Origin of the sequence: Thermovirga sp. (assembly GCF_017656375.1) — a bacterium.
Classification (GTDB): Bacteria; Synergistota; Synergistia; order Synergistales; family Thermovirgaceae; genus Thermovirga.
The window spans coordinates 1-19,785 of sequence record NZ_JACDOB010000002.1 but is presented as its reverse complement, the minus strand read 5'-3'; the positions used below and the strand labels follow the sequence as shown (position 1 = coordinate 19,785).

General features: G+C 42.1%; 23 protein-coding genes, 1 tRNA gene and 1 other RNA gene. 19 read left to right on the top strand and 6 right to left on the bottom strand.

Features of this window, described 5'->3' with window-relative positions; all coding sequences use genetic code 11:
• Nucleotides 1-39: 39 nt before the first annotated feature.
• The 6 genes from H0Z23_RS01585 (at nt 40) to H0Z23_RS01560 (ending at nt 5,313) form a co-directional block, all read left to right on the top strand.
• Entirely contained in the window at nt 40-285 is a 246-nt protein-coding gene (locus tag H0Z23_RS01585) for a glutaredoxin domain-containing protein (protein ID WP_296867154.1), read from the top strand.
• 133 nt (nt 286-418) lie between these two features.
• Entirely contained in the window at nt 419-1,771 is a 1,353-nt protein-coding gene (locus H0Z23_RS01580) for a glucose-6-phosphate isomerase (RefSeq protein WP_296867152.1), read from the top strand.
• A 32-nt stretch (nt 1,772-1,803) separates the two neighbouring features.
• The gene (panC, locus tag H0Z23_RS01575; protein ID WP_296867150.1) at nt 1,804-2,649 is read left to right on the top strand and encodes a pantoate--beta-alanine ligase; all 846 of its coding nucleotides are present in this window, start codon (nt 1,804-1,806) and stop codon (nt 2,647-2,649) included.
• 48 nt (nt 2,650-2,697) lie between these two features.
• Nucleotides 2,698-3,543, top strand: a complete 846-nt coding sequence (gene panB / locus H0Z23_RS01570) for a 3-methyl-2-oxobutanoate hydroxymethyltransferase (RefSeq protein WP_296867148.1) — start codon at nt 2,698-2,700, stop codon at nt 3,541-3,543.
• 69 nt (nt 3,544-3,612) lie between these two features.
• Nucleotides 3,613-4,353, top strand: a complete 741-nt coding sequence (locus H0Z23_RS01565; RefSeq protein ID WP_296867145.1) for an ATP-binding cassette domain-containing protein — start codon at nt 3,613-3,615, stop codon at nt 4,351-4,353.
• A 12-nt stretch (nt 4,354-4,365) separates the two neighbouring features.
• Nucleotides 4,366-5,313 carry a SufD family Fe-S cluster assembly protein gene (locus tag H0Z23_RS01560; RefSeq protein WP_296867143.1) on the top strand — a complete coding sequence of 316 codons (948 nt, stop codon included), beginning with the start codon at nt 4,366-4,368 and terminating at the stop codon, nt 5,311-5,313.
• 3 nt (nt 5,314-5,316) lie between these two features.
• Here the strand turns inward: H0Z23_RS01560 and H0Z23_RS01555 are convergent, their stop codons facing one another.
• Complete coding sequence (locus H0Z23_RS01555) at nt 5,317-6,054, bottom strand: ATP-binding protein (protein ID WP_296867142.1); 738 nt, start codon at nt 6,052-6,054, stop codon at nt 5,317-5,319.
• A 138-nt stretch (nt 6,055-6,192) separates the two neighbouring features.
• Here H0Z23_RS01555 and H0Z23_RS01550 point away from each other — a divergent pair, with 138 nt between their 5' ends.
• Genes H0Z23_RS01550 through H0Z23_RS01515 form a run of 8 tightly spaced genes read left to right on the top strand, consistent with a single transcriptional unit; the run spans nt 6,193 to nt 11,967 of the window.
• Nucleotides 6,193-6,867, top strand: a complete 675-nt coding sequence (locus tag H0Z23_RS01550; RefSeq protein ID WP_296867139.1) for a response regulator transcription factor — start codon at nt 6,193-6,195, stop codon at nt 6,865-6,867.
• Nucleotides 6,860-7,474 (top strand): SIS domain-containing protein, encoded by a 615-nt coding sequence (locus tag H0Z23_RS01545; RefSeq protein WP_296867136.1) that lies wholly within the window; start codon nt 6,860-6,862, stop codon nt 7,472-7,474. The genes H0Z23_RS01550 and H0Z23_RS01545 overlap by 8 nt, the downstream gene beginning before the upstream one ends.
• Nucleotides 7,467-8,216, top strand: coding sequence for a sugar phosphate nucleotidyltransferase (locus tag H0Z23_RS01540; RefSeq protein WP_296867134.1), 750 nt, complete (start codon nt 7,467-7,469; stop codon nt 8,214-8,216). Before H0Z23_RS01545 ends, H0Z23_RS01540 begins: the two co-directional genes overlap by 8 nt.
• Before the next feature lie 25 nt (nt 8,217-8,241).
• Nucleotides 8,242-9,204, top strand: a complete 963-nt coding sequence (locus tag H0Z23_RS01535) for a GDP-mannose 4,6-dehydratase (RefSeq protein WP_296867132.1) — start codon at nt 8,242-8,244, stop codon at nt 9,202-9,204.
• 27 nt (nt 9,205-9,231) lie between these two features.
• Nucleotides 9,232-9,810, top strand: coding sequence for a D-glycero-beta-D-manno-heptose 1,7-bisphosphate 7-phosphatase (gene gmhB / locus H0Z23_RS01530; RefSeq protein WP_296867130.1), 579 nt, complete (start codon nt 9,232-9,234; stop codon nt 9,808-9,810).
• A gap of 18 nt (nt 9,811-9,828) precedes the next feature.
• The gene (locus H0Z23_RS01525; protein ID WP_296867128.1) at nt 9,829-10,884 is read left to right on the top strand and encodes a flippase-like domain-containing protein; all 1,056 of its coding nucleotides are present in this window, start codon (nt 9,829-9,831) and stop codon (nt 10,882-10,884) included.
• 1 nt (nt 10,885) lies between these two features.
• On the top strand, nt 10,886-11,473 hold the full coding sequence (locus tag H0Z23_RS01520; protein ID WP_296867126.1) for an isoprenylcysteine carboxylmethyltransferase family protein: 588 nt from the start codon (nt 10,886-10,888) through the stop codon (nt 11,471-11,473).
• The gene (locus H0Z23_RS01515; protein WP_296867124.1) at nt 11,467-11,967 is read left to right on the top strand and encodes a methylated-DNA--[protein]-cysteine S-methyltransferase; all 501 of its coding nucleotides are present in this window, start codon (nt 11,467-11,469) and stop codon (nt 11,965-11,967) included. The genes H0Z23_RS01520 and H0Z23_RS01515 overlap by 7 nt, the downstream gene beginning before the upstream one ends.
• 15 nt (nt 11,968-11,982) lie before the next feature.
• Here H0Z23_RS01515 and H0Z23_RS01510 read toward each other — a convergent pair whose 3' ends face one another.
• From H0Z23_RS01510 to H0Z23_RS01500, 3 genes are all read right to left on the bottom strand, one after another.
• A complete protein-coding gene (locus tag H0Z23_RS01510; protein ID WP_296867122.1) occupies nt 11,983-13,227 on the bottom strand; it encodes an NADP-dependent malic enzyme in 1,245 nt (414 codons plus the stop codon).
• Between the two features lie 88 nt (nt 13,228-13,315).
• Nucleotides 13,316-14,119, bottom strand: coding sequence for an MBL fold metallo-hydrolase (locus tag H0Z23_RS01505; protein ID WP_296867120.1), 804 nt, complete (start codon nt 14,117-14,119; stop codon nt 13,316-13,318).
• Between the two features lie 4 nt (nt 14,120-14,123).
• Nucleotides 14,124-14,678 carry a hydrolase gene (locus H0Z23_RS01500; protein WP_296867118.1) on the bottom strand — a complete coding sequence of 185 codons (555 nt, stop codon included), beginning with the start codon at nt 14,676-14,678 and terminating at the stop codon, nt 14,124-14,126.
• Between the two features lie 152 nt (nt 14,679-14,830).
• Here H0Z23_RS01500 and H0Z23_RS01495 point away from each other — a divergent pair, with 152 nt between their 5' ends.
• Complete coding sequence (locus tag H0Z23_RS01495) at nt 14,831-15,496, top strand: hypothetical protein (RefSeq protein WP_296867116.1); 666 nt, start codon at nt 14,831-14,833, stop codon at nt 15,494-15,496.
• A 90-nt stretch (nt 15,497-15,586) separates the two neighbouring features.
• On the opposite strand, the gene thiS is transcribed toward H0Z23_RS01495, so the two are convergent.
• The gene (gene thiS, locus H0Z23_RS01490) at nt 15,587-15,784 is read right to left on the bottom strand and encodes a sulfur carrier protein ThiS (protein ID WP_296867114.1); all 198 of its coding nucleotides are present in this window, start codon (nt 15,782-15,784) and stop codon (nt 15,587-15,589) included.
• Nucleotides 15,785-15,794: 10 nt separating this feature from the next.
• A complete protein-coding gene (locus H0Z23_RS01485; RefSeq protein WP_296867112.1) occupies nt 15,795-17,963 on the bottom strand; it encodes an aldehyde ferredoxin oxidoreductase family protein in 2,169 nt (722 codons plus the stop codon).
• Nucleotides 17,964-18,157: 194 nt separating this feature from the next.
• Between H0Z23_RS01485 and H0Z23_RS01480 the strand changes: the two genes are divergently transcribed.
• From H0Z23_RS01480 to H0Z23_RS01465, 4 genes are all read left to right on the top strand, one after another.
• Nucleotides 18,158-18,235 (top strand) — tRNA-Pro (locus H0Z23_RS01480).
• Nucleotides 18,236-18,363: 128 nt separating this feature from the next.
• A complete protein-coding gene (gene smpB / locus H0Z23_RS01475; protein WP_296867110.1) occupies nt 18,364-18,816 on the top strand; it encodes an SsrA-binding protein SmpB in 453 nt (150 codons plus the stop codon).
• Nucleotides 18,817-18,825: 9 nt separating this feature from the next.
• Nucleotides 18,826-19,179, top strand: a transfer-messenger RNA (tmRNA) gene (gene ssrA / locus H0Z23_RS01470).
• A gap of 191 nt (nt 19,180-19,370) precedes the next feature.
• On the top strand, nt 19,371-19,785 hold a 415-nt coding region (locus H0Z23_RS01465), incomplete at its 3' end, for an Arm DNA-binding domain-containing protein (protein WP_296867107.1).

Here is a 19,785-nt window from a genome sequence, read left to right as displayed (position 1 = left end):
AGCGAATACAAAAATAGCAATTGTTAAGGAGTTGATATTATGGCAATAGTAAAGGTTTATTCTACTTCCACTTGTCCTTGGTGTGTAAAAGCTAAGGATTATTTGAAGAGTATAAATGTGGATTTTGTGGATGTAGATGTAAGCAAGGACAGGGAAGCAGCCATGGAAATGGTTAGGAAAACCCGACAGATGGGGGTGCCTGTTGTACAAATAGGATCGACATATATTGTAGGTTTTGACAAGGCAGCTATAGATGAAGCTTTAAAAGAAAATGGGGTTATGTAACGCTATTATTTTCGGTACAAAACGAATATTTGTTTGATAGGAAGGAGCCGTATGGCTCCTTCTTTTTTTGTAAAACCGGCTTTGTGGCATATAATCTACGTAGAAGCTAACTTAGAGGAGGAATCCTATGCGCATGTTGAGGTTGTCCTGTGGAGCAGCTTTGTCAAATGAGAAAGAATTAAGAAAGTACGAAGAGAAAATCTTGAGTGCTTCAGAGGCGCTATTAGCAGCTGCTTGCGAGGGAAAAGAAGGTTGCGGGTGGATCAATTTGCCTGAACAAAATTACGAGGCAGTGCTAGAAGTAGCTGACGTTTTGATTGATTTTGATTCTGTGGTGCAAATAGGTATAGGTGGATCTGCTTTAGGCAATAAGATGCTTTTTGAATGCCTTACTCACCCGTTTTACAATGAGCTTTCCCGGGAGGAAAGAAAAGGTCCCCGGTTTTACCTTTTAGATAACGTAGATCCAGAATTATTCTTATCTGTTATCGAAATGATAGAGCTATCCAGAACAGGCTTCATAGTTGTTAGTAAATCAGGAACCACTGCAGAGACTATGGCGAATTTCCTTGTGTTTTGGGACAAATTAAAAGAGGAAAGAGGTTCTGATGTTGCAAAGCAGCTGATTGTCATAACTGATCCCAAGGAGGGGATTTTGCGAAAGTTTGTGCAGGAAATAGGCTGCGTTAGCTTGGATGTACCGCAAAATGTTGGGGGTCGTTTCTCCGTGCTGTCTCCAGTGGGGTTGCTTTCTGCGGCTATCCAGAGGATACCGATTGCAGAACTCCTCCGCGGGGCCAAGGATATGAAGGAAAAGCTATTCAGCAGAAGATCTTTAAAAGATAACCCGGCATGGGTCTTATCAGCTTTAAGCGTAGAGCATTATCTAAAGGGCAGAAATATGTTTGTGTTTATGCCTTATTTGAGCCGTATGAGTAGCTTTACTGAGTGGTTTTCCCAATTGTGGGCTGAAAGCTTAGGGAAAAATGGCAAGGGCATGACTCCTATAAGAGCTGTGGGGGCTGTAGATCAACATTCTCAGGTTCAGCTTTATACGTCGGGGCCAGATGATAAATTGTTCCTAATATTATCGGAAGAAAAAAGCAAAAGGAATGTATTTTTCCCTGAATCAGTGGAAGAAAACTCTTTGAATGCTTTATCTTACCTTTGGGGCAAGGATATGAAAACTATGCTTAATTATGAAGCCCAAAGTACCATCGCCGCGCTTATAAAATCTAAAAAACCTGTTATGTGGATGGAAATACCAAAACTTGATGCATATTATTTGGGGTGCTTGATTTATTTCTTCGAGTATGTTACGGCTGTTACAGGAAAGCTGTTGGGCATTAATCCATTCGACCAGCCAGGCGTTGAACAGGGTAAAATGTATACTCGTGCTTTCATGGGTAAAGAGGGCAACGAAGAGAAAAGGCTGGAAGCAGAGTCTTATTTGAGACAAACTAGGTTGTTGACAATAAACTTATAGCTTTATTGATAAATAGTGAGGGGAGAAGGTAAATGAAGATACTAAGTAAGCCATCAGAGCTTAGAGAGTTTATCGAGCAAAAAGGGATAAAGAGAGAGGAAATTGGATTTGTTCCAACCATGGGCTATCTTCATGAGGGGCATCTCTCTTTAGTTAGAAAGTGCAGGCATGAAAATTCTTTTTGTGTGGTGTCCATATTCGTTAACCCCCTACAGTTTGGCCCCAATGAAGACCTTGCTGCATATCCTAGAGATTTGGATAGAGATAAAGCTCTCTTAGAGAAAGAAGGTGTAGACCTTCTTTTTGTTCCTACTGAGCAAGATATGTATCATCCTGATTTTTCTACTTCAGTTAAAGAAACTAGGCTCAGTAGATACATGTGTGGCGCTTTTAGGCTCGGTCATTTTGATGGAGTTTGCACTGTAGTCCTTAAATTATTTAATATAGTTCAACCAAAGAGAGCATACTTTGGTGAGAAAGATTACCAGCAACTTCAGGTTTTAAGGCGCATGGTTAGGGATTTAAATGTTCCTGTAGAAGTTGTAGGGTGTCCTATCGTAAGGGATCATGATGGTCTTGCCTTAAGCAGTCGTAATGTGTATCTTACGAAGGAACAGAGACAAGAAGCCCTTAGAATTCCCAAAGCTCTTGAGGAAGCAGAGCGTCTGTTTAAGGAAGGGGAGAGAAGAGCTTCTGTTTTGGAGGCTAAGATGAGAGAAGTCTTAAGTGCAGGCAAGGGCCTGAAAGTCCAGTACATTGAGATTAGAGATGCAGATAACCTGGAAGAAGTTGAAGAAATAAAAGGAAGAGTTGTAGTTGCGTTGGCAGTATATGTTGGAAAAGCCAGGTTAATAGATAATAAAATTTTGGAGGGGTAGTAAGACCATTAAAGTAAGCCTCAAAAAAACTAAGGAGGATCTTGAATAATGAGTAAGGTACTGACTATTCCGGATTTTATGAGAATGAAACAAGAAAAAGAGCCAATAGTTATGTTAACTGCATATAATCACTGGCAAACAAATCTTGCGGAAAGAGCTGGCGCAGATATGATTCTTGTCGGAGATTCTGTAGGGATGGTAGAACATGGCCTACAAGATACTTTGGGCGTGACCATGGAAATGATGATCATGCATTGTAAGGCCGTGATGAGAGCCCGTAAGAGGGCCTTTGTTGTGGGTGATTTGCCTTTTTTGAGTTATGAAATTGATGAGAGAGAGGCTATCAGAAACGCTGGCCTGTTGGTCAAAGAGGCTGGAGTGGATGCAGTAAAACTGGAAGGTGGCAAATCCAGGAAAAACGCCATAAGGGCAATTGTCAATGCCGGTATAGCAGTTGTGGGGCATATAGGTCTTACGCCTCAGACGGCCACCTTGCTTGGGGGCTATAAGGTTCAGGGCAAAGACGATGCTAGTGCAAAGAGAGTTTTTGAAGATGCTCTAGCTGTACAAGAAGCAGGGGCCTGTGCAGTAGTGTTGGAGTGTGTTCCATCGCCGCTGGCGGAACTTATAACCCGCAAACTGGATATTCCCACGATAGGAATAGGTGCAGGAAGTGCTTGTGATGGTCAAGTCTTAGTGTTCCACGATATATTGGGCCTTTTTGAGGCGTTCAAGCCCAAATTTGTAAAGTCTTATGCAAATGGGGTAGAGTATTTAACTTCGGGGTTAGAAGAATATGTTAAGGAGGTTAGGAATAAAACTTTCCCAGGTAAGGAGCATTCTTTTGCGATGGATCCGGAAATAGTTAAAAAAATAGAGGCGGAATACTTTTAGTTTTAATGATATTTAGCTGAAAAGTGGAAAGATATACAGAGGTTTATTTTGATATGGGGTGAAAATAAGTTGAAGGAATCTTTGCTTTATGTGGATGATATTACAGTTATGCGGGAGGAGAAAGAGGTATTAAAAGATGTCTCTATAAAGGTTCTGCCAGGGGAGATAACAGGGATACTTGGGCGGAATGGTGCTGGTAAATCTAGCCTAGCCTATGCAGTTATGGGCTTGCCAAATTACAAGCCTAAGAAAGGGGCAATGTACTTTAGGGGGCAAGATATTACAAATTGGGGCATCACTGAGCGGGCAAGGGCGGGAATTACATTGGCATGGCAACATCCAGCCAGATACGAAGGAATTTCAGTTGCGGAATATTTGAAAATCTCCTCCAGGAAAGAAATTGATGTGCGTAAAATGGAAGAGGCTTTGAATTTAGTGCAGCTTGAAAGTTCCTACTTGTCGAGAAAAGTTGATAAGTCCCTTTCAGGAGGAGAGAGAAAACGTATAGAACTAGCCTCAGTTTATTTGATGAATTCGCAACTTACTATATTGGATGAGCCAGATTCAGGGGTGGACCTGCTTGCAATGGCGGACATAATAAGTTTGTTCAGAAAGATGACCGAAAATGGCAGAAGTGTTTTGATAATAACCCACAGAGAAGATGTAGCTTCCCAATGTGACAGGTCTTATCTTATGTGTAGTGGAGAAATAGTTTTAGAGGGGACTGCAGAGGCTGTTAGAAGGTATTTTTTGTCTCAATGTATCCCTTGCCCTGAGCATAAAGATGAGACAGGGGAAACCCAGGAATAGGGGGGTAATAAGTTGAAAGTTGTAGAAGAGTATAGCCAGCTTTTGGAGATAGCTTCCAGAACTGGAGGAGGCGCAAGTGCTTTAGGGGATAAAGATACCGTGTACATGGTGGTGCATGCTAACAAGATCATAGGTAAAAATATCTTGCCAGGAGTTGAAATAGACGCAGTAGAAACTGCCGAAGGCATAGATGCTGTAATAACGGTTACAAAAGGGACCATAATAGAGAAGCCAGTGCACATGTGCTTTGGCCATTTGGGGCATGAAGGGAAACAGGTGATAAAAAGTAAAATGGTAATTGAAGATGGTGCCAGGGCCGAGTTTTTGGCTCATTGTATTTTCCCCAATGCGGTGGAGTTTCTGCACGCCATGGAGGGCGAGATTCAAATAGGAGAAAATGCTAGTTTTGCCTACAGGGAAGTTCACGTGCACGGCCGTGAAGGGAAAATAAAGGTTAGGCCCAAGAGTAAAGTTGTTGTTGGGGGAAATTCTAGCTACATAGGTGATTTTACGTTAGTTGAAGGGCGAGTCGGAGATCTAGATATTGAGATTGAAGTGGAGGCGAGAGGAGCCCATAGCCATGTGGATATTCGCTCCAAAATATATGGGAAATATGACGATATATGCAAAATAAAAGATGTAATATTGCTCAATGGTGAAGGAAGCTCAGCGCTGGTAAAGGCGAGGGTTGTGCTTAAGGATGAAAGTAAGGGAAGCTTTTTGGGTTTGGTTGATGGAGCTGCTGCTGGCGCAAGAGGGCATGTAGATTGTACCGAGGTAGTTCAAGGAAGAGCAGTGGCGGAAGCTTCTCCAGTAGTAAGAGCATCTCATCCCGAGGCAGAGGTAACCCATGAAGCTGCCATAGGTAGAATAGCCGATGAAAAGATAGAAGGCTTAATGGCTAAAGGCTTATCAGAAGAGGAATCTATTGAGGTCATCGTTTCAGGACTTTTGCGATAAACGTTATTTTTCGAAAGATTTTTCTATCTTCCATACATCTTGTTCCCTAAGATGAGTGAGCGCATGGAGAATCTGCGATTTTAGGGCTGGAAATTGGGGTTCAAGGTTAGCAATAAGCTGTTTCATTTTAGCTCTCTGGGTTTTTCCTCCATGAGGGCATTCCCATTTTATTGTGGGGAAATCCAGCCTTTTTGTCTCTGACCTGATTGCTTCTTCTGACAGATATACCAAAGGTCTTATTACCCATATTTGCTTTCTACTTCTCCATGAAAGAGGTGGAAAGCACTTGAATCTTCCCGCCAGAAATAGATTTAATAGTACTGTTTCTACTACATCGTCTAAATGGTGCCCTAAAGCTACCTTGTTGAATCCGTTTTTTGTGGCAAAATCTATTAATATTCCGTTTCGCAATTTGGAGCACAGGCTGCATGGGGAGCGCTCGTTACGTTCTTTTATTATCTCGATTATTGGATAAGAAATGGTTTCGTGCGGTATTCCAAGGTCCATACAAAAGGTTTTAAGTGGGCTTAAATTTGTTTCTTTTTCGGCTATATTTATAGTAACAGCTGTGAGGTCAAATTTTATTGGGCTTATTTTCTTTATCTCTGATAGGGCGAGGAGCAAAAGAATACTGTCTTTTCCTCCAGAAAGGCCAACAACTACCTTGTCTTTGTTTTCAATTAGGTTGTAGTCGGCTATTGCTCTGGTTACTTTTTTTCTTATACCTGGATTCAAGTTCACGCCAATTATCCCCTCTTGAATTAAGTTCATCTTATGGATGTTATAATCACAACTGTTGATATCGTAGTCATAGGACTGGAAATGCCCGTAAATGATAACATATCTTTTGGATTTTATTAATTGGGGGTCTGGTAAAAATTGGTTAGCGTTGCGACTGTGGTTGTGGCAGATTCTTGTAGGTTATACAGAGAGGCACTTGTAAAACTTTTGAGTTGTGAAAAAGACATTGGGAAGGTCGTGGGTTTTTCTAATATTTGGGAAGCCCTTACTATTATTACCAAAGGGAATATAAAACTTGCTATTTGTAGAGCGAGGGAGTTGGGCAGTGAGCCTGAAAGGTTTCTGATTAACTGGAGAGATGCTGCCCTTGGCGCTAACTGTATTGTGCTATTAGAGGATGATGAAATTGAAAAAGCACACGCGTTGTGTGATGCCGGTTTTTGTTCTTGTGTTATGCTTTCCTCTGGAGCATCAGAGTTGATAAGGTGCGTAAGGGCTCTTTTGCGAGGAGAAAGTTACCTTGATAGACATCTGATGGAGGAAATCCCAGATGTTCTAAAAATGTCCGGATATCAAAAAAGATGCTTAGAAGAGTTGACTAAAAAGGAAAAAGAGATAGTTTATTGGCTGAGCCAGGGGTATTCAAATGCCCAAATAGCTAAAGCCATGATATTGTCAGAAAAAACGGTAAGGAATCATATAAGCAGAATTTTAAAAAAATTGGATTTAAAGGATCGGGTGCAAATAGTGGTATTAGGTTGGAAAACAGGTTTAGCCGAGAAGTCTTTAAAGGAAATATGTTGCAATGATTAAGGAAGTGAGAGAAGTGAAAGAAAATTTTGTGGATAACGCAAGAAAACAGATTTTGAACGAGATAAAAGAATCTATAGAAGTCAAAAAGAAGGCTATGAATTTCTGCGTTCCTGTGGCTGAAGCTGCATATATAATGGCTGAAGCGATAAGGGGAGGAAGGTGTGTGTATTTTTGTGGGAACGGAGGATCTGCAGCAGATGCACAACATTTGGCTGCCGAACTGGTGGGGCGTTACAAGAAAAATAGAAGACCCTTCAAGGCTGCAGCGCTGACAGTTGACACAAGCATCCTAACAGCGGTGGCCAACGATATGTCCTATGATGAAATATTTTCAAGGCAACTTGAAGGGTTGGCGGAAGAAGGAGACGTTCTTGTGGCTATTTCTACCAGTGGAAAGAGTAAAAATGTTTTGTTCGCCCTTGAAGTAGCAAAGAAGAAAGGAATGAAATCGATAGGTTTTGTTGGGGGACATAAAAGTGCCTTTGAACCATATTGCGATATTTTGCTGTCCGTACCCTCTACAAATACTCCCAGAATTCAAGAGACTCATATAATGTGGGGACATATCATCTGCGGGTTGGTTGAGGAGTGGTTGTGCGATGATTGATTATGCTGTGATCCTTGCAGGGGGATTTGGAACTCGCTTGAGATCTGTAGTAAATGATACTCCAAAAGCTTTAGCTCTTGTTGGAGGAAAGCCTTTTTTGTTTTGGCTTTTATCACTTCTTTCTGCTCGTGGCATAAAAAGAGTTTTGATGCTTCTAGGATATGGCGCGAAGCAGATTAGCGATTATTGCGGAGATGGCAAAGAGTGGGGACTCTTCATTGATTACAGTGTAGAAGATGAGCCAATGGACAAAGGGGGAGCTTTAAGGCTCGCCATGGATAAGATAAATGCGAGCAATTTTTTCTTCATGAATGGAGACACCTTTTTTGATGTGAATTTTAGTGCTATGGCTGAATTCCATCTGGAAAGAACGTCAGATCTTACTATAGCTACAAGAAAATGGCCGAGCATTGATAGGACTGATCCCTTAGAGATAGATGAAAAGTCTAGGGTAATAAGTTTTGGAAGGAAGGATTTGCCCCCTGACCACAGAGGGGAATGGTTTATAAATGGGGGTATATATGTTGTGGAAAGGGAACTAGTAGAGGGCCTGCCATGTAAAAGGATGTCGTGGGAACATGAACTAATTCCCCGTTTCCTAAACGATGGAAAGGCGTTGTATGCATTTTCGCAGGAGGGGAAATATTTCATAGATATAGGGGTTCCGGAGGATTATCATAGAGCTCAAGAGAGTATTCCTTTAGTTTGTAAGAATATTTTGAAAATTGGCGAAAATATTTAAAAAGAAAGGAAGCAGTAGAGAGCCCATGAATAAGAAGGTTTTTATTACGGGAATAGGTGGTTTTATTGGTGGACATTTAGCCCAGAGACTGGCAGAAGAAGGTTTTATAGTAGCAGGATCATATTTTAGGCCGACAAATACTATGGATATTCCTTCGGCATATGCGAAGAAACTTTATAATATAGACGTTAGGCACAGGCCTCATATTGAAGAGGCTCTTTTAGATTTTAAGCCTGATATTATTTACCATTTGGCCGCCCAAAGTTATCCTATGGAATCCTTTAAATATCCTGCTTATACCGTAGAAACCAATGTTCTTGGAACTCTTAATCTTTTTGAAAGTGTCATAAAGGTTGGCCTTTCGTCATGCCGTATAATGCTTGCTTCTTCTACAGCAGCTTACGGTTTTATAAAAGCTGAAGAAACGCCGGTAGGAGAAAATCAGCCATTCAGGCCGGCGCATGTTTATGGAATGTCGAAGGCTGGACAGGATTTGTTGGGCGATACATATTATAGGGCTTATGGGCTTGATATAATACGTCTAAGAATAGGTAATTGTGTTGGCCCTAGAAGGACTGGAGAAGTGGTATCAGATTTTACGTATAGAAGGGCTTTATGGGATTTAGGTAGATTGAAGGCGGGATTCCCGGTTGGTAACCTCCATACTAAAAGGGCTTTTTTAGATGTGAGGGATGCTGTAGAGGCATTTTTGGGTTTGCAAGAAAAAGGAAAATCAGGTGAAGCCTATAACGTGGCTGGCGAAAAGGCTTTTTCCATCAAGGAGCTTTTAAATTTAGTGTTGGAAGATTGTCCTAACAAACCGGAGGTCATAACAGATCCATCATTAGTAAGAGAAGTAGATGAGCCCATATATTGGAGTGATTTGTCTAAACTCAAAGAATCAACTGGCTGGTCACAGAGGATTCCTTTGCAAAAGACGGTTAAAGATATGATAGAGTGGTGGAAAAAGTCGCTTTTGGTTGCGTGAGGCAAAACCTAAAGCAACAAATACAAAATGAAATATCCAGCAGTTTTTTTGGACAGAGATGGAACCATAATAGAGGAAGTAGGCTATTTGGATTCATTGGACAAAGTGGAATTATTGCCAGGCATCCCTGAAGCCTTGTCCGCTTTGCGTGCTGGCGGCTTCAAGTTGTTCGTTATCACGAACCAAAGTGGAGTGGCAAGAGGCCTTTTCGATGAAACCTTCGTTCATGAAACCCATGAATTTTTATCTCGTAAGCTGAAGGAATTTGGATGTTCTGTGGATGGGTTTTATTTCTGCCCTCACCATCCTACTGAGGGAAGGGGACGCTATAGGATACAGTGCAACTGCAGAAAACCAAAGCCAGGCATGATTTTGCAGGCGGTTAAAGAACATAATTTGGATTTAAGCCAGTGTTGGATGGTAGGAGACAAGATGTCAGATATTATGGCAGGCAAAAATGTCGGAATAAAGGCCGTGCTTGTTTTGACAGGCTATGGACAAAAGGCAATGAATGAGCTAGTAGAGGAAGGATATCTAGATGTCCCGATTGCTAAAGACATGAAAGAAGTGGCTCAAATTATTTTAGAATCCAAGAAGTTAAAATGATTTCATGAGGTGGTCTTGTTGTCGGTAAGAAAGGGCCTGGCACTTTTCATTGGCCTCTCCTTTATAGTAAGCTTTATAGTACTGATGTCCAGTATGGATTTGAATACCATGGATATACTTTCAAGAGTAGATATCCGGAAGCTTGGATATGTGTTTCTTTTGTTGTTTCTTTCCTGGTGCCTAGATGCTTATAAACTCTATTCGGTGGTTGCTGCTGCTGGGGAGCGAATCCCATACAAGTTTGCTTTTTTGCTCAATTGGCTAAGATATTTTGGATGTGCGATTACTCCTATGCAGAGTGGAGGAGGGCCTTTTCAGGTATATTTTCTTTACAAGAGCGGGATTCCTATAGGTAAAGGAGTCGCTATTACGTTGGTTAGTACTCTCATGACACTTCTTCAGATAGGGATAATAGTGCCCGTTGCTTTGATGTACGAACCAAGCATAATTAAAGGGAAATTGCTACTTAAAGGTGCATTGTATTATGTTATTGTCTTTGTGATGATCTCTTGGGTAATCATAGCACTTAGCTTGTTGCGCCCTTCCTTGATGAAAAAGCTTTCAGGAGCATTTATTTTACTTTTGAACAGATGGGGAATTGTCAAGAAAAAAAAATTGCTTAAGTTTGTGAGGCGGGCTTATAGGGAGATAGATAATTACAACAGAAACTTTCAGCTATTTTTTACAACAGGCCTTAAGAAATTTATCCTAGCCTTCTTGGTGTCGTGGCTTCAAATGATTGTGTTGTTCTCCATACTGCCGCTTCTTATATGGTCTTTTGGTTTTGATGTTTCTTACATGGGTAGCTTTTTTGCTCAGGCACTGCTTATGTTTATTTTATATTTTGTCCCAACACCAGGGGCGAGCGGAGTAGCGGAAGGTGGAGGGACTGCCATATTTGCCTTTCTTGTTCCTTGGAATATGGCGGGTGTGTTAGCTGTAACCTGGAGGTTTTTTACAGAATATCTATCAATTGCTATGGGGGCTTTAACTGCTGTGGTTTTGCTTGGGTGGAGAGGTGCAGAGCAAGTTTTAGGTGATTATTCTGGCTGTGATGATGGGGAGGAAAAGTAGCATGAGCTTAGCAATGAATAATGCCGATTTACGGGCTTTAGCCTTTAAATATAGAGGTGGAATATGGACTTTATTATATTTAGTTGTTTATTTTTTAGCTGAGCCCGGCAGAGGCTATACTTCTATAGGCTTATTGTTGGTGGTTTTGGGCCAGCTAGTTCGTTTTTGGGCGGCTGGAACGATAAGAAAGTATAGGGGAGAATCGGTTAAAGCTGAGCAGCTGATAACCTGGGGACCTTATGGTCTAGTTAGAAACCCTCTTTATATAGGTAATGGCCTAATAGGTCTTGGATGGTCATTGATGTCAGGCAGCATGTTGGCTTTGGGAGTTTTCTTGTTGATTTTTGTTTTACTTTATGGAATGTTGATAGTTCCATGGGAAGAAAAGTATTTGAGAGAAAAATTTCCAGAAGAATATAGCTATTATGAGAAACAAACTGGTAGATTTATTCCCAGAGTGCCTATGCATTTAAGTAGAGTCCAAGGGCCTTTTGATTTAAGTATTTTATGGGCCAGCGAGAAATATTCATTGGGAATTACGGTGTTGGGCACTTTGATTTTATTATTTAAAGGTAGCGAGTTATGGTGAATTTGGAAGTAATATCTAAAGAAGCACAAATTTTTAAAAGTACCTTTTCTTCTCCTGTAGGGCCTTGGAATTTGTTGTGGAGCGAAGAGGGAATTGTGAGAATTACAAGTGCGGAGAATGTTGGTTTTTGCACGTTATCTGAAGATATCCCAGATTGGCTTGATAGAGCGTGGGCAGAATTTTGGAGCGGCTCTAAAGTTAATGTTACTTTTTGTACTTATAGGGAACCACCGCTTTTTACGGCTAGAGTATATGACGTGGTTTATTCCATACCTTTTGGAAGCACTCTTTCTTACGCTGAGGTGGCTTCATTGGCTGGGAATGCTAGAGCATCCAGGGCCGTTGGTACTATAATGAGGAATAATCCATGGGCTCTTTTCGTGCCATGTCATCGCGTGATAGGTTCTGATGGTAGCATGAGGGGGTATGGTGGTCCTAAGGGAATTGAATTGAAAAGGGCCCTCCTAGACTACGAACGTAAAAACAAGTCTTAAGAGGGCCTATAATATTTAGTGTCTAGATAATTTGTTACCGTACAGGTTTTCCCATAAATTATTATATATTTGTCCTTTGGGTACATTAAGGGAAGCAAATCCTTCCTTGATGGCAGCCTGTCCAACAGCTTCGGCGACACACGGGCTGACTTCATCACAGAAAACATCGGGAGTTATTTTTTGGGGAGACAGCCTTCTTCTATCAACGACATTGGCTAGAGCCCTTGATGCTTCAAGCAACATGTTTGTTGAGAGAAATGTTGCTCTTACATCAAGAAGTCCCCGCATTATACCTGGAGATGTATGAAGGTTGGGCATTGCGTTGGGATACTCTGGCAACCCTGTTCCAACTATTGATGCTCCTGCGGCGTAAGCCTGCTCTGGATGTATCTCTGGTTCAGGCAAGGCCATTGCAAAGATAATGGGGTCTTTCTCCATTCGGCGTATCAATTGAGGGTCAAGAATATTCCCCTTTGATAGCCCTATAAATAAATGAGCTCCTTCAATAGCTTCATGCAGTCCACCTTTGATGCCTTCAGGGTTTGTTTTTAAAGCAAGTTCCTGCTGAATGTGGTTCATGTTGGAGTTAGATTCAGATAGGATTCCTGAACTATTTAAAACTGTTATATTTTTTGCTCCTGCTGCCAGTAAGAGTTCTGTCACGGATATACCGGCTGCTCCTGCTCCACACACTACAATTTTTAGGTCTTCTATTTTTCGTCCCTGAACCTCAAGCGCGTTCCAAAGGGCCGCCAATACAACTACAGCTGTTCCATGTTGATCGTCACATAAGATGGGGATGTCAACTCTGTTTTGTAGTTCCCTTACTATCATGAATGTTCTTGGAGATGATATGTCCTCTATATTGATGCCGCCAAAGGAAGGAGACAGTGTGGCTGCAATATGAACTATTGCTTCTACATCATTGCAATCTAGGCATAAGGGAATAGCGTTCACATCACCGAAAATTTTGAAGATAAGGCATTTACCTTCCATTACAGGCATTGCGGCATCTGGGCCTACTTTACCTAACCCCAAAACCGCGCTGCCGTCAGTAATTACGGCAATTCTGTTGCCCCTACCAGTGTATTCGTAGCTTTTCCCTACGTCATCCTTTATTGCTAATGCAGCGGGGACACTGCCTGGAATATAGGCGAGGGAGAGATCTTCCTCGCTGTTTATGTTAATTGTAGGGTATATGTCGAATTTGCCTTTTGCTCTTCTGTGAAGTTCTAAAGCCTTTATTTTGTCCAAGACCATTTGTTTAAATACCCCCTTTAAAAAGTTTAGCTTATATCTACTCTCATATGTTATCAGAAATTTTTAATTAGGAAAATTTTTCTGGGAATTATATACTTAGGTTTACGACTAAGCCGTCCTCTGCAGCTACTACTTTATTGTTTTTTGTTGAGAGTTTTTGTGCTATTTTATCTGGTCCATCCTTGAGCACCCCACGCCCGAAATGGGTAATAATTGTTAATGGAGGGTTGAGTTCTCTAATTATATATTTGACATCTTCAGGTGATAGGTGGTCTAAATTAGCCCGTTTATGTGATAGTGTCATGTTTATGACAAGAATTGGACAACCGGAAAATCGTTCTATCCAGTGTTTTTCTAATCTCGTATCGCTTATTAGGCCCCATAAATGTTGGCCTTGTTCCCTGAATACCATTCCAAAGCATTCTACTCCATGATGTATTAGAGATACACCTTCGACATCTAGTGCTCCATTTAGCGTGAGTTGAAATCTTTTCCCATCTTCCCAAGTGTGTAGTTTAAATATTTTAGATCGCAAGTAGCTGTAAAGGATTTTCTCTCTGCCATTTATCGCGTCAGATGGGGCAATTACTAGCCCTCTTTTGTGGAAGCCACCACCTGTCATGGCTTCTACAAGAACATTTAAGTCAGAAGAGTGATCTAAATGCTTGTGACTCAGTAGTATCCCATCTAGTTTGGCAGGATCCAGCGGGGGATGGGTCTGATGCATCCTTACCAGGGAGCCCGGGCCAGGGTCTATAGAAAAAGATAGATCCTTCCACTGGAACCACAGGCCCCCCGAGGCTCTCAGTTGACTCATTACAGTAAAACGGCTTCCGCCGGTGCCTAAAAAGCGAATGAATGACTTAGTGAAAAGAGATCGTTGCTCAGCCATTAGCTTACTTGAAATATGGCAAGAGAGCCTTGAAAGCTTGAGTTCCAGCACGGCGGAGGAGTCTGTAGATTATAGATTCAGTAGGCAGAACAACTGCCCCGAATTGTCTCATTGTTTCCAGTGCCATGTTGTGGTTATCCACACTTCTGCTTGAACATGCATCTGCGACAACGAAAACTTCGTGTTCTTTATTTATTAGGTCAATGACAGTTTGGAGCACACAAATATGGGTTTCTATCCCTGCTATGATTATTTGGTCTCTTCCCGCAAATTGCAAAAAGGTATGAAAGTCTTTTTCTTCACAGCAGGAGAAATGAATTTTTTCAAAACTACGGCTATCTTGTGGCATGGCGTCAAGGAGATCTTTTACGGTGGGGCCTAAACCGCTAGGGTAGTGTTCAGTGTATTTTACGGGAATCTCCATCACATCGCAGGCCTTTAGAAGGGTTTTAATGTTTTTTAAGATTTTTCTCTCATTTTCCACCATTGATACTAGCTTTTCTTGAGCATCAATCAGAAGAAATTGGCTTTTTTGGCTATTAATGTCGAATAATTTCATTTGCATCACCACCCCTTTTGAGTATTTTGTATAGCAAAAAATTTGTAATTTATGTATATTATACCTTCAGTGCTGATTTTGAAAAAACCTATTTTATATTATTTGTTTTTATGATATGCTCTTCAGACTTGAAAGAGGATGGAGGTGTTATTATGAGCACCCAAGGTGAAAAAGATAACAAAGCAAATTTCCAAAAGCGATTAAACGGGGAAGATCATACTTTGACTGTAGGGGATATTTTAGAAGCCATGTCAGAGCCGAAATATCCTTCATATATAAAAGATCTTTTATATATCATTCAAGAATGGATGTACTCCGCGCTGAATGGCGATGTGGAGTATCAGGCAGAGGAATTTTACCAGGGATATGCGGACAGAAATATTGGAGATCCTGAGATTCTTTTTGCGAATTTGGGGAGACTTGAGGAATTTGCGGATATATTGCCAGCGCCTCATATGCCCAAAGGGAAAAGTGACGCAATTGTCCTTTGTGTGGGAACTATTGATTTGGAAGAGGGCATGAGGCTGGCTGTGGATTACGCTTCTTTATTCGGAAGAGGTAAGTGTAGGAAGGTATGGGTTGTTAGCGAAAGCTGGTCTATACCAGAAACTGCAAGATATATTCATCATATAAGGGTGCTAAGAAAACAAGGAGTAGATTTTCGTTTCCTGTTGGTTACCCCTTGGGGATGGACAGAGATCCCTTTATTTAATGATTCTTTCGCCTATGGAAGGCTATATTGGGAAAATGCCATTGGGCCGGAAGATAATACACGAAGGCCAGGACAAAAGAATAGAAAACAAGATGGTAGTGGGTAAGTAAATGAATAGGTATGATTAATAAAGTAAAAAACATAAAACAAGAAACAAGAAGGGGAGAAAATTTGAGATTTTCTCCCCTTCTTGTTTTTAACCACCGCTAATCATATGGATGATCTGGACTTTTGCGCCATCAGGCACTTTGGTAGAGTTAAAATCATCCCTTGGAACAGGTGAATCGTTAATCCAAACAGCCAAGAGGGGAAAAGTGTATTTTTTCCGCGTTATTATGTCTTTGACTGTTAGGCCTACTTCCCATTCCATGGGTTCTCCATTTACGGTAATCATGATTCTAAACTTACCACCTATCCTCCGGTTTTGCGTGTTTTTCAACTACTGCTACGACATCAGGATAGTCAATACCCAACCTCTTAAGAGTTTCTACTGTGGGTATTCCGTTCCTATCCCAACCGCGGCGCTTATAGACGGCGTCTACTAGCTCTTCCCACTGCTGTCTTCTTATTTCGTTCAATTTCTTTATCTTTTCCTCGGTGGACAGCTCTTCGGGATTTACGCCTGCTTCTTTCAATTCATTGTCGTAGTATTCTGCTCTGGCTTCCCACTCATCGGGGAAAACAGGTCCTAGAGCTCTGTCTGGAATGTTGTGATACTTGCGGGTACCTTTACCTAGCCTTAGCTGGAAGACCCTCTGGAAATTGTAGACTCTTTCTGACTGGAGGATCAGCTCTTCCTTGGTTATGTTTTTGCCAGTCACGGCGTTGAAAATGTCCACGTAGTTCTGTACATGTTCTGGGACCTTTGCGGCTTCCTGTGGAGGATACTTAGTAGCGTTATCTGCAGGTTCGATGTCGTTCCAGGGCAGTTTGCAAAGCCCGACCAGCGAGAACCACGTACGGAAGTTTGGGAAGTAGTGCAGAGCTTCAGCTTTGTCCTCAAAAGTAGGAAGCTGTTTGTTTACTCTGTCCATGAAAATGAGCCACGCCTCGTCGTGCTGAGGGCCTTTTAGTGTGAGGAAGTAACCGCCCCACTGAGCAATGGACTCTTTTGGCACGTATTCGGAGACTTCTATACCTTGCCCCTCCATACCTATTTTTTCAAGTATGTCTCTTGGAGCTCCGAATTTCTCTGCAAATATGTCTTTCATCCTGTGGATGCCCAAACCAACTATCTTGGCAAATTCATCTTTACCTTCTGCCATCCTATGGATAAGCTCCAATATGTCGTCTTTGTTGCCGAATTTGAGTTCTAGGCCATTTGTGTGCTCTTTTGTGATATACCCGAGCTCGTAACACTCACAGACGAAAGCTATACCTGTACCTAAAGATATAGTATCAAGGCCGTAGTGATCGGCGTAGAAATTGGTTTCTATGGTCCATTCAGGATCAAAGACACCCACGTTTGAACCAAGGCCTGCTGCTGTCTCATATTCAGGGCCATCTACAGTTACTACTTGGCCTTTGCATGGGCCGGTTTTGATAGTGTAGTTATCTACGGCTTTGGCACATGCCAAAGTGCAGCCATACCAACAACCGTCTGCGATGCCCTGTGTGAAGAGTTTACCGTAAACTTCAGAGTGTATTTTGTCCGCGTCTGGATGCTGTCCGAACTTATAATTATGAACTGGGAGGATATGATATTCGTTCATGATTTCGTTGAGATGAGGAGTTCCGACTGTGCGCATGCGACACTGTTTAGAGTCAAGGGTAAATATTTCTTTGTGGAGTTTAAGTCCCACTTTTGTCAAAGTGTCTATGTCTGCTGGGTCGTTAGCAGTTCCGGAAAGGTTGTGGGTTTTTACAACCAAGGCTGCTATCTTCTTGTCTCTGAATACTGTTCCTCCACCGCCTCGGCCTGCCTGTTTCAGTCTTGCTATCTTCCTATGGCTGTCCCAGAAGCTGCTGTTCAAGCATCCCCAATATGTGTGCTCTGCGCCTTTGCCTGCTGTTATAACGGAAACATGCTTCCTGTCATTGATGTCGTTGGGATCGCTGAAATACTCATGAAGGGTTTCCGTAATAGAGTAGGCGTTTATGTCCTCAAAAGGAGATTCGAAAATTTTCACCTTGCCTTCATCGCCGTCTATGACCACTACTACGTCCTTATCGGATTTGCCTTGAATTTCTAGGGCATCCCAGCCAGCGAACTTGAGCAATGGGCCAAAGTGGCCTCCGGCATTACTGTCGTAGGTCTGTTCCGTCAGAGGAGAAATGAAAACAGCGTAAAACTTACCTGTGCCGGGGTACTGGGTTATTCCGCAAAGAGGACCTCCGGAGATGACTATCTCGTTCTCTGGGTCGTTCCACTTGGTGGTATCTTTTACTGCATCCCAGAGGAGTTTCAGCCCGAAACCTCTTCCGCCTACGAACTTTTCTTTCATATCCTCAGTTACGTCTTTAGCCTCGAATGTCCTTTCTCCTACGTTGATCTTCAAGGTCTTGCCTGTGTAGCCCCTATGGGCTTTTGTTGGTTCGTACGACCATTCGGCCAACAACTTCATGTTCTCCATTTCCTGCATTCCCCCCTTAAATTTATTGGCCACAATACAATCTTATGGCTTCATCGTGTGTATAATTGTTTGAAAGGCCTTAAATATACTATCATCTATGTGTAGTTTTTATCAATCTTGTGTTATATCGGATATTACAAAAAATATGTTTTCGTTGACTGAAACCCTTTGTAGGTGCTAGAATGCACTTCGTTCGGGGCGTAGCGCAGCCTGGTTAGCGCGCCTGGTTCGGGACTAGGAGGTCGGAGGTTCGAATCCTCTCGCCCCGACCAAGTTTGAAGGCTAAGGGATCCCAATAGGGGGTCCTTTTTCTTTTTAGGGCAAACATCAAGCCAATGAAGTTTGATTATTGTTGACCAATAAGGCTAATGGCAGTATAATAGCCGTGGTGGAGGGGATTATGGCAAAGAATGTTGTAGCCAGAAACAAGAAGGCAAGGCACGATTATTTTATAATAGAAACCTATGAAGCTGGAATACAACTTACGGGAACTGAGATAAAATCAGTAAGAGCTGGTAAGGTAAACCTGAAAGATGGTTATGCTAGGATAAATGGTTCTGAAGTGTGGCTTTACAACGTGCATATTTCTCCCTATGAGAAGGGTACCTATTATAATCATGATCCATTGAGGCCGCGAAAGCTTCTTTTAAGGTCAGAGGAGATAAAGCGGCTTATCGGGAAAACAAAGGAGAAAGGGTTAACCCTTGTGCCTCTTGAAATGTATTTAAAAGACAACAAGTGGGCAAAAATAGAGTTGGCCTTGGTTAAAGGAAAAACCAAACATGATAAAAGGGAAAGCATAGCAGAGCGTGATGCCAGAAGAGCAATGGAAAAAGCTCTAAAGAGGCATTAGCAAATATATGGGGGCGATAGGTTTCGACGGCAGGATGGAGGGCCTTGTGAAGCGTGCCGAGTTCTCCGCATCTCGTTAAAAAGCGGAATCGCACAATAAGTGCCAACGAAAATTACGCATTGGCTGCTTAATTGAAGTAGCCCGTCCTTGGAAATCTTCTCCGCTTGGATTTCCAAAGGGCGTCACATAAAGCGGATGCCCTGATAGCCGCGCTTCCCGGCTATTCAGGAAAGATCAAGGAAGCTTGGGATCAGGGGCCCTGTCCCTGGGGAACCTGATTCGACATTAAAGCAGGGACTGCGCACGGAGAAACACAGGGTTGGCCCCTGTCGGACCGGGGTTCGATTCCCCGCGCCTCCACCAATAGATAATTTTAAGCCTTCCAAGAAAATCCTCAAAAGTTCGCTAAAACCGCTTGAAAGCTAGGTTTTAGCGATTTTTTATGTCCAATATTGTTCGCCTAAAAACATGGGGTTCCACAACATAGACCGTACATGAAACCGTACATGTGAGCCTTTTTTGTGCTAACATGTACGGTGGGGGTGGGGGAAGTGTTGTCAGATCTGAAAATTCGGGCTTTGAAACCCAAGGAAAAATCCTATACCGTTCGTGATGGGAGAGGGTTATATCTTGAGGTTACGCCAAAAGGTTCAAAGCTTTGGCGAATTAGAATATGGCAGAACGGCAGGGAAATCAAACGCAGTCTGGGCAGATACCCGGATGTTTCTCTGCGTGAAGCTCGGCTTAAAAGGGACGAAATATTGCTTGCAAGAGATAAAGGTGTAAATATTCTTGCATCTCCAAATAAACTTGAAACCTTCCAGGAAATAGCTTTGGATTGGTATTCCCGCAAAATGGAGGGAGTTAGAAGCGACAACCACGCAGCAAGGGTTCTTTCCAGGCTTCAAAGATACGTTTTCCCCGCGATAGGTCATAAGCACATAAATGAGATCAGACCTCCAGAGATTC

Excerpts from the sequence above, each read along its gene's own strand:
- H0Z23_RS01585 (WP_296867154.1), top strand. The coding sequence starts at position 40 with ATGGCAATAGTAAAGGTTTATTCTACTTCCACTTGTCCTTGGTGTGTA.
- H0Z23_RS01505 (WP_296867120.1), bottom strand. The coding sequence starts at position 14,119 with ATGGCTGAGCAACGATCTCTTTTCACTAAGTCATTCATTCGCTTTTTA.
- H0Z23_RS01495 (WP_296867116.1), top strand. The coding sequence starts at position 14,831 with ATGAGCACCCAAGGTGAAAAAGATAACAAAGCAAATTTCCAAAAGCGA.
- panC (WP_296867150.1), top strand. The coding sequence starts at position 1,804 with ATGAAGATACTAAGTAAGCCATCAGAGCTTAGAGAGTTTATCGAGCAA.
- H0Z23_RS01485 (WP_296867112.1), bottom strand. The coding sequence starts at position 17,963 with ATGGAGAACATGAAGTTGTTGGCCGAATGGTCGTACGAACCAACAAAA.
- H0Z23_RS01540 (WP_296867134.1), top strand. The coding sequence starts at position 7,467 with ATGATTGATTATGCTGTGATCCTTGCAGGGGGATTTGGAACTCGCTTG.
- H0Z23_RS01545 (WP_296867136.1), top strand. The coding sequence starts at position 6,860 with ATGATTAAGGAAGTGAGAGAAGTGAAAGAAAATTTTGTGGATAACGCA.
- panB (WP_296867148.1), top strand. The coding sequence starts at position 2,698 with ATGAGTAAGGTACTGACTATTCCGGATTTTATGAGAATGAAACAAGAA.
- H0Z23_RS01515 (WP_296867124.1), top strand. The coding sequence starts at position 11,467 with ATGGTGAATTTGGAAGTAATATCTAAAGAAGCACAAATTTTTAAAAGT.
- H0Z23_RS01520 (WP_296867126.1), top strand. The coding sequence starts at position 10,886 with ATGAGCTTAGCAATGAATAATGCCGATTTACGGGCTTTAGCCTTTAAA.
- smpB (WP_296867110.1), top strand. The coding sequence starts at position 18,364 with ATGGCAAAGAATGTTGTAGCCAGAAACAAGAAGGCAAGGCACGATTAT.
- H0Z23_RS01510 (WP_296867122.1), bottom strand. The coding sequence starts at position 13,227 with ATGGTCTTGGACAAAATAAAGGCTTTAGAACTTCACAGAAGAGCAAAA.
- H0Z23_RS01580 (WP_296867152.1), top strand. The coding sequence starts at position 419 with ATGTTGAGGTTGTCCTGTGGAGCAGCTTTGTCAAATGAGAAAGAATTA.
- thiS (WP_296867114.1), bottom strand. The coding sequence starts at position 15,784 with ATGATTACCGTAAATGGAGAACCCATGGAATGGGAAGTAGGCCTAACA.
- H0Z23_RS01500 (WP_296867118.1), bottom strand. The coding sequence starts at position 14,678 with ATGAAATTATTCGACATTAATAGCCAAAAAAGCCAATTTCTTCTGATT.
- H0Z23_RS01535 (WP_296867132.1), top strand. The coding sequence starts at position 8,242 with ATGAATAAGAAGGTTTTTATTACGGGAATAGGTGGTTTTATTGGTGGA.
- gmhB (WP_296867130.1), top strand. The coding sequence starts at position 9,232 with ATGAAATATCCAGCAGTTTTTTTGGACAGAGATGGAACCATAATAGAG.